Source organism: Anabaena catenula FACHB-362 (genome assembly GCF_014698735.1).
Taxonomy (GTDB): domain Bacteria; phylum Cyanobacteriota; class Cyanobacteriia; order Cyanobacteriales; family Nostocaceae; genus Anabaena; species Anabaena variabilis_A.
In genome coordinates this window covers 83492-96100 of record NZ_JACJTQ010000003.1, presented here as the reverse complement: position 1 = coordinate 96100, position 12609 = coordinate 83492, and the positions used below count along the sequence as shown (strand labels likewise).

General features: G+C 40.2%; 10 protein-coding genes. 3 read left to right on the top strand and 7 right to left on the bottom strand.

What is annotated here, in order from left to right:
• Positions 1-37: 37 nt before the first annotated feature.
• Complete coding sequence (locus H6G68_RS03710) at positions 38-1303, top strand: HhoA/HhoB/HtrA family serine endopeptidase (RefSeq protein ID WP_190905409.1); 1266 nt, start codon at positions 38-40, stop codon at positions 1301-1303.
• 1088 nt (positions 1304-2391) lie between these two features.
• Here the strand turns inward: H6G68_RS03710 and H6G68_RS03705 are convergent.
• Positions 2392-3078, bottom strand: a complete 687-nt coding sequence (locus tag H6G68_RS03705) for a LabA-like NYN domain-containing protein (protein ID WP_190905408.1) — start codon at positions 3076-3078, stop codon at positions 2392-2394.
• 167 nt (positions 3079-3245) lie between these two features.
• Positions 3246-3773 (bottom strand): universal stress protein, encoded by a 528-nt coding sequence (locus H6G68_RS03700; RefSeq protein WP_190905407.1) that lies wholly within the window; start codon positions 3771-3773, stop codon positions 3246-3248.
• A 331-nt stretch (positions 3774-4104) separates the two neighbouring features.
• Here H6G68_RS03700 and H6G68_RS03695 point away from each other — a divergent pair, with 331 nt between their 5' ends.
• On the top strand, positions 4105-4770 hold the full coding sequence (locus tag H6G68_RS03695) for a phosphoribosyltransferase (RefSeq protein ID WP_190905406.1): 666 nt from the start codon (positions 4105-4107) through the stop codon (positions 4768-4770).
• A gap of 21 nt (positions 4771-4791) precedes the next feature.
• On the opposite strand, the gene H6G68_RS03690 is transcribed toward H6G68_RS03695, so the two are convergent.
• Genes H6G68_RS03690 through H6G68_RS03680 form a run of 3 tightly spaced genes read right to left on the bottom strand, consistent with a single transcriptional unit; the run spans position 4792 to position 9593 of the window.
• Positions 4792-5289 (bottom strand): DUF1622 domain-containing protein, encoded by a 498-nt coding sequence (locus tag H6G68_RS03690; protein WP_190905405.1) that lies wholly within the window; start codon positions 5287-5289, stop codon positions 4792-4794.
• Positions 5290-5676, bottom strand: a complete 387-nt coding sequence (locus H6G68_RS03685) for a response regulator (protein ID WP_127055328.1) — start codon at positions 5674-5676, stop codon at positions 5290-5292.
• A 53-nt stretch (positions 5677-5729) separates the two neighbouring features.
• Positions 5730-9593: a response regulator gene (locus tag H6G68_RS03680; protein ID WP_190905404.1), complete on the bottom strand. Its 3864-nt coding sequence runs from the start codon at positions 9591-9593 to the stop codon at positions 5730-5732.
• A gap of 829 nt (positions 9594-10422) precedes the next feature.
• Between H6G68_RS03680 and H6G68_RS03675 the strand changes: the two genes are divergently transcribed.
• A complete protein-coding gene (locus tag H6G68_RS03675; protein ID WP_190905403.1) occupies positions 10423-10953 on the top strand; it encodes a universal stress protein in 531 nt (176 codons plus the stop codon).
• A gap of 224 nt (positions 10954-11177) precedes the next feature.
• Here H6G68_RS03675 and H6G68_RS03670 read toward each other — a convergent pair whose 3' ends face one another.
• On the bottom strand, positions 11178-11744 hold the full coding sequence (locus H6G68_RS03670; protein ID WP_190905402.1) for a hypothetical protein: 567 nt from the start codon (positions 11742-11744) through the stop codon (positions 11178-11180).
• Between the two features lie 117 nt (positions 11745-11861).
• Complete coding sequence (gene tsaB, locus H6G68_RS03665) at positions 11862-12521, bottom strand: tRNA (adenosine(37)-N6)-threonylcarbamoyltransferase complex dimerization subunit type 1 TsaB (RefSeq protein WP_190905401.1); 660 nt, start codon at positions 12519-12521, stop codon at positions 11862-11864.
• Positions 12522-12609: the final 88 nt, after the last annotated feature.

The window sequence follows — 12609 nt, the reverse complement described above, 5'->3', positions numbered from 1 at the left end:
CATTAGTAATAACCCTCAATATCCTTCCAGACAGCAAATGCAAAACCAGCCACAAGACAGAGATAACCTATCTAACAGCGTTTCCTCAAACACTGCTAACACCACAAGCCATCATGATGCACCCTGGAAAAAAGCAGCGGCTTCTCTATCTTTGGTGCTGCTGGGATCGGGTATGACCCTAGGCGGTGGCTATCTAGCTGGTCACCAGCAGGATGTAACTAAAACAGCATCTAACCTAGCCGTAAGTCCAGTTAATGCTGCACCTCCAATATCAGGAACTACAGATCCTAATTTTATTACTCAAGTTGTGCAGAAAGTAGGGCCTGCGGTAGTGCGAATTAACTCTTCCCGTACTGTTCAAAGCCGGCTACCTGATGAATTTAATGATCCATTGTTCCGTCGCTTCTTTGGCTCACAGCTGCCAACACAGGGAGGCAGGCGTGTAGAAAGGGGTACCGGTTCAGGTTTTATCCTCAGTGCGGATGGTCGCATTCTCACCAATGCTCATGTAGTTGATGGTGCTGATACAGTGACTGTCACCCTTAAAGATGGGCGCAACTTTAAAGGTAAAGTAGTGGGGAAAGATGAATTAACAGATGTTGCAGTTGTGAAGATTCAAGCAGATAATTTGCCAACAGTCACCATAGGTAATTCTGACCAACTGCAACCGGGACAATGGGCGATCGCAATTGGCAATCCCCTTGGTTTAGATAATAGCGTCACTACAGGCATTGTTAGCGCCACCGGACGCTCTAGTAATCAAGTTGGCGTTCCCGATAAGCGAGTTGAATTTATTCAAACCGATGCCGCAATTAACCCCGGTAACTCTGGTGGCCCCTTGCTTAATGCTCGTGGCGAAGTAATTGGCATGAATACAGCTATCATTCAGGGAGCGCAGGGATTAGGATTTTCCATTCCCATCAAAACAGCACAACGTATTTCTAATCAACTCATAGCTACAGGTAAAGCACAACATCCTTATCTGGGAATTCAGATGGTAGGTTTAACACCTGAAGTAAAGCAAAGCATCAACTCAGACCCCAACAGTGGGTTAAGTGTGAATGAAGATAAAGGCGTGTTAGTCGTAAAAGTGATGGTTAATTCACCCGCTGCTCAAGCCGGAATACGTGCTGGTGATGTTATCCAAAAACTCAATGGTCAATTAGTAACAGATGCATCTGGTGTACAAAAGGCAGTAGATAATAGCCAAGTTGGCGGAAATTTGCAGCTAGAGTTGCGTCGCAATGGCCAGAGTCTGAACATAGCTGTCAAACCAGGCACATTCCCCACCCCAGTTCAGTAATTTTGTGGGGTAGGTAAGTTATACCAATTTTGGATTTTAGATTTGGAATTCAACCTCCTCACTAAGAGGTTATTCCACAAATCTGTTTGCAATTACCTATCCCTTTTTTAAATTGCACTTAAGGAGCAATTATCAAATTCAAACGATCCCCAGATTTAATCTCCTTAAAGTTATGCAAATATTTTTGGTTTTTTGGTAAAGTTGCCAAAGCTACCTAGTCTAAATTACTAGATTATGATAGTTTAAATTAACCTAATACCTAATTATGAAGAATAAGGGCATAATAAATTATAATGGCAAAACCAATGCCCATGAACAGAACTGAGATAATAGGAAATACTAAAAGCAAACATTGTTAAAAGAACTGGAATTACATTGCTAAATTCCAATTTGCCATTTTTAAGTATTTTTGAGCAAGAAATAGGAATAATTAGAGGCCAGAAAATAGTAGTTATCAGAAACATGACAAAAGATAAAAATTTATCTTCTGGAGAAGATGCAGGTTGACGCAAGGAAAACTTTAACCAATTGGTAAAAAAATAGCAAGTCATTAGTACGTAACTAATTAATAGAGTCAATTGGATCTGATTCACTTCTGGCACTCCTTCAATTAGGTGAAATCTAGCAACATTGTCTGTATTAAAGGTATTAGTATATTTGGTGTAAACGAAATGTATCTGTTGGCAAAGATGCTTTCACATTTAATAACTTTGATGCTAACTATACATTTCCCCATAAAATGAATGTTAATCGAATACTAAAAACTCCTTAATCAGTACTCCCACTGAATTTACAACTCAGATGAATAAGATAGCAATTATACATATCAATGTAAATTAGCTTTTCTCACCCCGGTATAGCACACATCTAAAAAAAGTTGCAAATAAAATGAAATATTTGCTACCTAGTAAATCGATTTAGTATCACTTAGTAGTTTTAAAAGACCAAATCCAGGGGAAATTACTTTTTTTAACTAGACCAGGCAGGAGTCCCACACCATAATTTTTGATTTGGTGTTGGGAGGAATGCCCGGTTTAATTTGTTGATCTGTGATTCAGTATCTGCTGAGATTGATTTGAGATGGTAATTTACAGGTGAGCATTGGACGAAGATCGGTAACTATAGCCGATATGAGAATCCTTTTGAATGTGTTGTTTAATACTGTCAAAATCAGTGAAGCAATCAGCTACATCAATCAGGCTATCGCTAGTCATTGTTTGCAGACCGATGACTTCTACCCTAGATCCCAAGCTGCTAACAGTACTGACAGCATAGGCTAAATCTCCATCCCCACTGACTAAGACAGCAGTATCATAGTACGGGGCTAAAGTAATCATATCGACAGCAATTTCTACATTCAAATTGGGTTTTTTGCAATTCTCTGCTACTGCAACTATGTCTTTAGTGACTACACGATAACCATTACGGCGCATCCACAACAGAAAGCCCTGTTGCTTTTCTTTGCTACTATCGATTCCTGTATAAAAGAAAGCACGCAGCAACCGAGAACTTTTAGTTAAACGACAAAGCAATTTAACATAGTCAATTTCAATGCCCAGTTGCAAAGCGGCATGGAATAGGTTTAAGCCATCAATAAAAATCGCCACTCGACCACGATTGAGGTCATCACTGTCAGTGATGTCAATAACAGTTTCTTGTGCTTTGATTTCTCGACCTTTGACACCAGGTTTCAGCGGTGGTGGCCCTTGCCAATGAGGTTTTTCCTTAAGTTCTTTATATTCGTTTGTTTTTTTGCTAAGATTAGTAAAACTCATTGATACCTCTAGATGTTAAATTGAGGATGATATTTGATAAATTGCTAATACTAGTATAGTCTGTGCTAACTTAATAACTTAATCACAGTAGTAGTAAACGTAGCAAGAAATTGTCTTCAGACACTAGTTGCAAATAAACTTAGCGCAGTGAAAAAATTGTCACAATTTTAAGTGGAAGCTGGTTTTGTTGTGGCTGTATTTGTGGAAATGCTGGGAATTAAGCCTTGCATGGTCATAACAGAGCAAGGCGCATGATGCAGCACATAATTGCTGACACTTCCTAAGAAAAGCTCAGTCATACCACTATGCCCCCGACGGCCGACAATAATTAAATCAGCTTGCCAACTGCTGGCTAATTCACAAATGAGACGACCTGCACTACCTACACTTTGTGTAAACTCAGTTTTGACTCCAGCATTAATTGCTGTTTGAGTGAGAGATTGCATCCAAGTCAGTCTCTCATTCTTCAATTCATCCCAGGCTTGCATATATCTCTTGATAGCTTCGGTTTGCAAAGAGGGATAGATAGTCTCTGGTTGCAAAAATATAGGATTGAGGTAAGGATCTTCTAAAGGTGAGAGAACATGAAGCAACATCATTGCTGCATCACTGGCTTTGGCCATAAATAAGGCTTGCTCAAAGATGTACTCGCTAGTTTCTGATTTGTCTAAGGCAACTAAAATTTTGTGAAACATAATTTAATAGTCCTTAATTTATACTTGTACTGATTTGTAAATAGCAAAGCTTGACCTATATTTGCCATTTTAGTCAAATCTTGCCTCAGTTTCACAGCTACATAGATATTGTGTGAGAGCTATCATATAAGTAGAGTCGGGTGTTTGGGAAAATCTGAAAAATTCAAAGTTCACACTGACTCTAATAGCCTTCTTCACTCTGATTTCTGATTTCTGAACACTGTATTCTGAATATTTACGCATCTATCCCCTAGATATTTTGTGCGAATCATCACCCAAAAACCTGCAAGCATTGTTCATTTTCAGGAATGGAACACAGGAGATGAGAGCAATGATCAAAAGATTCCGTAACCGCACTGAAGCAGGACAGATGTTAGCATCACATCTAAGAACATATGCTAACAGCAAAGACTTGTTGGTTTTAGGTTTAGCTCGTGGGGGTGTGCCGGTGGCGTTTGAAGTAGCCAAAGCCTTGAATGCGCCTTTAGATGTGTGTATAGTCAGAAAACTCGGTGTACCCGGACATGAAGAATTGGCGATGGGTGCTTTAGCCTCTGGGGGAATTAAAGTACTGAATTACGATGTTATTAGTAGTTTGGGAATCGACTGGGAAAGAATTAGGTCAGTTGCTGCTGAAGAATTGCAAGAATTACAGCGGCGCGATCGCACTTATCGGGGCAATGCTCCACCTATGAATGTCAAAAATAAAACAGTAATTTTGATAGATGACGGTATTGCTACTGGCTCTAGCATACGTGCTGCCATTGCTATTATTAAACAACAGCAGCCTGCAAAAATTGTTGTTGCAGTGCCAGTTGCACCGCCAAGCACTTATGAAGATTTACGCTTGGAAGTAGACGAAATAGTTTGTTTACAAATTCCAGCGGACTTGTCTGCAATTGGTATTTGGTATGAAGATTTTTCCCAAACCACTGATGATGAAGTACGCGAACTATTAGCAAAGCAGTCAGCCTCTTCTCTAGGAGAAACTCCGTGAACAAATCAAAAGTTTTTAGAGTCATTTATCATCACATTCTCTCTGTTGTAAACGACTTTGCTCTGCTTGTTTAATTTCAGCTTCTAAAAAATAATTGAGTAGAGTTCTTAAAAGCACGATCGCTCCCAAGTTTAAAATATCCTGACGAGTAGGCGCAACTGCTGTTCTGAGTATGTCACTAGCAACAGTAAATTCTAATCCTAAAACTAATACCCGTCCCAATTTGAGGCGAATTGATTCAGTGGCATCAAAACTCTGTCGAGAACGGGAAAATAACTGGCGGACATAAGCAAAAATACTCTGAATCACCGCACTACCAATCACTACTGCGGCGGCTATTTCTGTCCCTGCTGCTAAATAGCCGACAATCAGCTTCAGCCATGACTCCAACGGACTCCTCGATATTGCTTCTGTGTGACTTGGTTCAACATTGAGGCTTAACAACAGAACCAGACCGAAAATCAATGCCAGAGGTAGTAAAATATTCACTGAAGCATTGCTTAAAGGCTCTCGTTTCATCTACTTCTCCAAACTCCAGCCCAAAGCCGCTGCTACTTGCCCTGCTAATTCTAGCGGATTAAACGGTTTAGCGATCGCACTCTTGATTCCCAATTGAGCATAGCGACGACGATCAGTAGCTTGGATTTTCGCAGTTAACAAAATTACTGGAATCTGCTTTGTTGCTGGATTTGCTTGTAAATTTTCAAAAGCAGCCAGTCCATCCATATCTGGCATCATCACATCTAGTAAAATTGCATCTGGTTGGTAAACCTCAGCTTGTATTATTCCCTCTTTCCCAGAACTTGCAGTTACCACTTCCCAAGCTGCGACTGTTTCCAAACAAATCTTCGCTACTTCTTGAATGTATAGCTCATTATCAACTACTAGAATTCTCTTTGTTGTCATTTTATTAATTACGAATTACGTTGGCGGTAGCCTGCCGTAGGCATTATTACGAATTATTCTGTCATTCTTTGCAACAAATACATCACCCGTTGTTCAAATTCATGAGTTGTAACTCGTCCTTTAGTCAAAAATTCTGTATGTCCTAATTTGAGTCGATGACGTTCAGACTCATCCAAATCCTTAGCTGAATAAACAACGACTGGGATCTGACAAAGTTGATTGTGCTGCTTGAGCCAATCTACTACTGTAAATCCATCTATTTCCGGCAAAATTAAATCCAGAATTAGTAAATCAGGATTAACTTCTTGGCTGAGATGAATAGCTTCTCTACCAGTTTTAGCGAGGAAAGTTTCAATATCATGTCTCTCAAATAAAGTTGCTAACAAATCGGCCAGATCATTATCGTCCTCAACAATTAAAATTCTGACTTTTCGGGAAGATTCAGCGACTACTTGTCTCAAGGAATGTAACAGAGATATTTCTTCTACTGGCTTACTTAACCAATCCACAAAATCAGTGCTGGGATTACTTTTATTAGGTTTGTAGACACTACAAATCACAATAGGTATATCGTGAGTATCTGAGCGTTCTTTCAATACTGCCATTGTTTCCCAACCATTCATCCCTGGCATGAGCAAATCTAGTAAAATCACATCAGGGTGTTCGACAACTGCCAGAGCGATCGCATCCTCACCCGTAGCAGCTGTAATCACCCGATATCCTCCTTGTACCAACAAGGTTTGTAACTCTGCCCGAATCACAGCATCGTCATCACAAACCAAGACGAGAGGATAGTGTTTATTGATAATAATTGCTTCTGAGGTAGCAGACTGTTCCGATTCTGCACTGTAGGGAGTGACTAAAATCGGCAGGGTCACGTAAAAACTACTACCTTCATTTAAGACACTTTCCACCCAGATACTGCCACCATGTTGCTGCACAATACTTTTGCAAATTGCCAAACCTAAACCAGTCCCCTCATGGTTGCGTGAATCCGAAGAATCAACCTGTTGAAAGCGCTCAAAAATACTGTGGAGTTTGTCGCTGGGTATTCCCCTTCCCTGATCCTTAATTGTCAACAGCACTTGATCTTCCTGTTGTTGCGCTATTAACCAAACCGTACCACCAGCAGGAGAAAATTTAATCGCATTACTCAACAAATTCGTCAAAGTTTGGACAATGCGATCTGGATCAGCCCAGACTTGAACAGATAAGCTGGAAATGGACAAACTCACCTCAGCTTTAGCCGCTAGAGGCTGCATAACATTCACCGCTGAAGCAATTAACTCCTCCAGATTGCAGGTTTCTTGCTCCATCTTCACTTTACCCGACTCAATTCGCTCAATGTCGAGGATATCGTTAATTAGCCTCACCAAGCGCTCAGTACTATCAGTAGCAATTTGTAGCAAGCGTTTACCCTGCTCTGAGTCTGTTGGTAGCAAACCACTGGTTAACATTCCTAAAGAACCGTGAATCGAAGTCAGAGGAGTACGAAGTTCATGACTCACCACAGACACAAACTCATCTTTCATTCGTTCCACTTGCTTGCGCTCAGTTATATCGCGCAAAATTACTGTATACACACATTTTTCATCGACATCTAATTTAGATATAGAAGCCTCGGCCGGAAACTCAGTCCCATCTTTGCGGCGACCAAATAGTTCGCGCCTTTCGCCCATTCTGCGGGCAGGATTGGGAGATTTACCAAAGTCCACCACATGATGACGATGTTTTTCAGCAAAGCGCATTGGTAATAGTAAATCCAGCTTTTTGCCTAAAACTTCTGGAGACAAATAACCAAAAATCTTTTCTGCACCTTGGTTAAATAAAGTAATTTCCTGATTGCCATCAATAGAAATAATCGCATCATCAGCAATACCTAAAATTCCTTCAAAGCGAGTTTGGGAAATCCGCAGAGCTTCCTGTGTGCGTAGTCGCTCATCTAGTTCTGTCCGTAAATAGTGATTGACAGCCATTAACTCCGCTGTGCGCTCTGCTACTCTTAATTCCAGTTCGTTATTAGCTTTGTGCAGAGCTAACTCTGCCTGCTTGCGTTGAGTAATGTCACGAGCTAAAAATTGTAATGCTGGTTTGCCCTGATAACTAACAGTAGCTGCAACAATTTCCAAATCAATCACTTTGCCATCAAACCGTAAAAACTGTTTTTCCTGTAAGGGAATTGATTTTTTAATTGTTCTCAGATGTTTGATGTGTTCACCAATCTCAACTTGGGAATTTGGATGTACAAAGTCAAGTAATGATTTGCCTAATAATTCTGTCGATTTTGTTGCACCAAATAGCTTCAGGGCGGCACTGTTGAAAAAGACTAAATTATCTTCACTTTCAATAAAAATTGCTTCTGGACAGAGTTCTACTAACTGTTCGTAGTTTTCCTGACTCTGCTGTAATGCAGTGTGGTGGGTTTGCGCCATGCGCCGCAGCAGTTTTACCCGTTCTAAGCGGTTGAGAATTCTCGTTACCAGTTCTGGTCCAATGATAGGTTTGCTGACAAAGTCATCAGCACCCGCGCTAAACACCTGATTCACCATTTCTGCGTCGTTATGAACGGTGAGAAAGAGGATGGGTAACTCACTCCATTGGGGATGACTGCGTATTATTTGGCAAAGTTCAATCCCGTTTTTATAGGGCATTTCCACATCTAGAATCAGCATATCTGGCTTTTCAGTTTCTAGAGTTTCCGAGCACTGACGGGGGTCACTCAGAGGAATAACTCTAAGACCCCAGGGAGTGAGTAAGGTTTGTAATAATGCTAGAATTTGCGGGTCGTCGTCTACAACCAAGATATTGGCTTTAGCTGCTTCTGGGGCTAATTCTTCCTCCACAACTACGGACTTTTTATTACTCTTCGCTGCTGCTGGTGATAGGTTTTGCTGATCTTTACTTTGGATTTCTTGACGCAGTAGCTTGACTAAATTTTGTAGGTTGGTCGTATCAGTTGCATTTAAGCTTTTACCAGATTTCAGTAACTTCTCAATTTTTCTGGCTAACTCTGAACCAAAGGGTAGACCAAAAGTTCCTAAAGAACCTGCTAAGGTGTGTGCTTCTTGGGCAGCTTGTGAACGTAATTCTGGCTTTAAACCGGGCTGTGCTGCTTGTTCTATGATGCTCACCTGTTCATCAACCCGCCCCCGAAAACGCTGCCAAATATCTGCAATGGCTCTAAAAGTTCGCTGGGATTTGAAATTAGCATCTTCCTCTCCTGCTTCTTGCACCCCTTCTTCTTCAGGTGCTTTCAGGCGATAGCCAATTCCATATACTGTTTCTATTAAATCACTGTTAGCGCCTACACTTCTTAGTTTCATTCGCAGTCCTTTGATATGGGTACGAACGGCTTCTTCTCCTGGTGTGTCTTCATAGGACCAAAGATGCTCCAAAATCATGCCACAGCTAAACACCCGGCGATGATTTCGCAAAAATAATTCTAATAGGGCATATTCTTTAGGAGTGAGTGCGAGTAAATTTTGGCCATACGTGACTTCACAGCTACTAGGATCTAGTTTTAAATTGCCCCATTCTAGTACGGGCTGTGAGGTTATACTACCTCGGCGCAATAATGCCCGTACACGGGCTACTAATTCTTCTTGGTCAAATGGTTTCACGACATAGTCATCTGCACCTGCATCTAAACCGATGGCTTTTTCGTGAGAGCGATCGCATCCGGTTAATAATAAAATTGGTACTGTCCGACCACTAGACCTAATTTTCCGACACAGACTAATACCATCTAGCTTGGGCAGCATTACATCTAAAAGAATTAAATCATAATCGTAAGTTGTGATTAAATCCCAAGCCGCATCACCATCTGTCGCTACTTCAACTGCATAATTTTGGTCAGTGAGAACGGCTGTGAGTGCATAGGCATTTAACTCATCATCTTCCACAATTAAAATCTTCATCTTAAATGCTTTCCTGATCTGATGTAATGGTTTTAAAAGTTGGATATAAGGCAACAGTTTTATATGAGAATATCTTATGATTAACTTGGTCAGAACTCAAATAATTTTAAGAGTATATCTTAAGTAGGGTTTGCTGTTCGCGTAGCGTGCCGTAGGCATAAAAGTCTTTCCGTTAGGGGTTAGGAGTCAGGAGTCAGGAGTCAGGAGTCAGGAGTCAGGAGGAAGAATTAGAAGCAGCTTTTGAATAGTTGCTTTGGCGGAAAAGTGATAAGTTTTTGATGGGTAAAATGTCTATTCCTTGCACCAACTTAACCTTTTTTACCCCTGAATCCCTTGATTTATCTAGGTTTTACATTTATTCAGCAAGCCCTAAGTATTAATTTAAGTTAATTTTTCTAAAAAAATATCAAGCTTAAGATATAGATTAATCCCGATAATTTTGAGAAATAATAGAAATTATGTCGATAGTCCATTTATAGCAGGTGACAGGTGACAGGTGACAGGTGACAGAGTTGAAAGTCTGTTTGTGTCTAGGTTTTATCATTAGTTCATGTCCTAACTACCTTGGCGGTTGCTTTATATCCAGCTTAAGGGACTTCCAAATAAAGAATTCTCTAATTTATTTGTAGGGTGGGTTAGCGCAGCGTAACCCACCCTACAATTTATGTTTTTGTTTTGGGTAATTTATTTTTTGGTGTTCCCTAAAATGAAATGGTATGAGATGGTGATCTTTAATTTGTGCCTTTCTAATGAGGAGAAAAATCCATCCTCACAAGTTCCTCAAATTTTTGATTTATAAACAAATCAGTAAGCAGGAATGGAGGCATCTATGTTCAACAAGATTATAGCTGCATTAGATCGCTCAGAAATTGGACAGTCTGTTTTTGAGCAATCCTTGGCATTAGCAAAGCTAACATCGGCTAACTTAATGCTACTGCACGTCCTATCTCCAGAAGAAGAGGGCAGTCCTGATTTGATGATTGCTCCCAACATCGACTATTATCCGGGTTGGAATGAGCAAAGTTTTAAATTATATCAACAACAATGGGAAACCTTTAAAAACGAAAGTTTGCAGATGTTACAGTCTTTATGCGCCCAAGCAAACACAGCTGGGATAAATGCGGAATTTACTCAAAATACTGGCAATCCTGGTCGCATGATTTGTCAATTAGCTACATCGTGGAATGCTGACCTGATTATGATGGGACGAAGGGGTCGTTCTGGACTAACTGAACTAGTACTCGGTAGCGTGAGTAACTACGTTTTACACCATGCTCCTTGTTCAGTGCATATTATACATTTTCCTGTCAGTGTCAAACCAACAGAAGTGAAACCAGAAATCACAAGCGTTATCAGCTAAAATGATAATTGGTAGTTGGTAATTTGGGAATAAAATATTAATTATCTCCGTAAGTATTCAGGATAGAGAATACAGAAGACGCTACGCAGACCTGCGGTTCAGGAGAATAAAGGCTTTTTTAGTCAATTTTGATGATTTTGATAAAATCTTACTTCTCTGTATTCTTCATTTCATAAGCATTCTGACTCCTGACTCCTGACTCCTGAATTCTTACATATCTCCAACTAATATTGCTCATCCCAAAGCTTTTCTAACTGACTTCTCCAAGCGGTTAAAACTTGTTCTCTCGCTGCTGCATTTTGGTCTATTTCTCCTAATAATCCTTCTGCATAAAAACGGTCTAAATTTTGCATTGTTGCTTGCAGAGATTGTCCTTGTTGTTTTGCTGCTTGAACAATTTGCCGGATACGAGTTTCTATCAGTTGATTGAAGACATCATTGACACCTGCTTGATATAAAGATTTAAGTCGAGCGATCGCACTAGCAAAGTCTGCACTAGTTAAAGTCCCGCTATTGTGCTGAAATACTCCCCACACTACCCCATCATACACAGCGTAGCGTGTTTCTTGAGTATCATCAAAGTTGGCTTCGAGGAACTGTGTTAAAAATGGTTCGGCTTCTTGTAGAGGCATAATTGGCAACAACACCCGTAGCCAACTATTATCTTCTGAAAGTAGCACTAATAAACGAAAAGCGGAAGTTTCAATTTGCCAAGAACCAGGTGCTAGGGTTTGCACGACTTCCGCACCAAATAACTCTATCAATGTAGCTGCAATTTCTTCCAGTGTCATAGTTTTTTGTAAAAAATTTTCAGATTCCCGATTTCTTTAAAAAGTCATGGCTCTTATTGTTCATTGTAGCTTACTTGATAAAAATTACTTTTGATGAATTTAGCCTACCCTTGTTGATCACATATCCACAGGATGCTGCCCATAATATGGTAAAGCATCTGACCAATCAGGACGTTTACCTTGTTGCCAATCTAAATAAGCTAATTCTAAAATACTCGTCACAGTTGCAGCTAATCCAGATGTGGCTTTAATTAGTTGATATTCTGTATGCCAATTAGCTAAAGTTTCCTGCCATGTTTCTGGTGTAAAGACTGTATCTGGTAATAATGCGATGATGCCAGAATTATCAGCGGCTATTTGATAAATAGCACCAAAAACTTGCCCTCTTTGTGCTGGCATTTCTACGGCAATAATTGCTTGTGGTTTTGGGTTTTTGCTGTTTTCATGCCAAGCGACAGCGGCTAAAGTGGAAATCGCAAATACTGGAATTTCTAATTGTTGTCCTAAAGTCCGGGCTGTGACTACACCAATCCGACTGCCTGTAAACCCACCGGGACCTTTAGCAACAGCCAGAAAAGCCAAGTCTGTCCAATTTTGGGGTGCAATTAAATCAATTATATATTGATGGATGAGACTGGATAAATCACGCCCTAAATTCCAAACATGGGCGCGGGTATCTTCTGCACAATTACTAATTACCAGACCCAATTCTGGTGTAGTTGTATGCATTCCTAAAGCGTATTTTGTGGTTGGGAGATGTTCTAGTTGAGTTGTCAAAGTAAATATAGATTTTGAGAATATGAAAAAGTTAACTTTGGCGAAATTAACAATTTATAATTGTAGCAGGATGAGATAGATAAAATAC

Excerpts from the sequence above, each read along its gene's own strand:
- H6G68_RS03690 (WP_190905405.1), bottom strand. The coding sequence starts at position 5,289 with ATGAAACGAGAGCCTTTAAGCAATGCTTCAGTGAATATTTTACTACCT.
- H6G68_RS03700 (WP_190905407.1), bottom strand. The coding sequence starts at position 3,773 with ATGTTTCACAAAATTTTAGTTGCCTTAGACAAATCAGAAACTAGCGAG.
- H6G68_RS03705 (WP_190905408.1), bottom strand. The coding sequence starts at position 3,078 with ATGAGTTTTACTAATCTTAGCAAAAAAACAAACGAATATAAAGAACTT.
- H6G68_RS03685 (WP_127055328.1), bottom strand. The coding sequence starts at position 5,676 with ATGACAACAAAGAGAATTCTAGTAGTTGATAATGAGCTATACATTCAA.
- H6G68_RS03710 (WP_190905409.1), top strand. The coding sequence starts at position 38 with ATGCAAAACCAGCCACAAGACAGAGATAACCTATCTAACAGCGTTTCC.
- H6G68_RS03680 (WP_190905404.1), bottom strand. The coding sequence starts at position 9,593 with ATGAAGATTTTAATTGTGGAAGATGATGAGTTAAATGCCTATGCACTC.
- H6G68_RS03670 (WP_190905402.1), bottom strand. The coding sequence starts at position 11,744 with ATGACACTGGAAGAAATTGCAGCTACATTGATAGAGTTATTTGGTGCG.
- H6G68_RS03675 (WP_190905403.1), top strand. The coding sequence starts at position 10,423 with ATGTTCAACAAGATTATAGCTGCATTAGATCGCTCAGAAATTGGACAG.
- H6G68_RS03695 (WP_190905406.1), top strand. The coding sequence starts at position 4,105 with ATGATCAAAAGATTCCGTAACCGCACTGAAGCAGGACAGATGTTAGCA.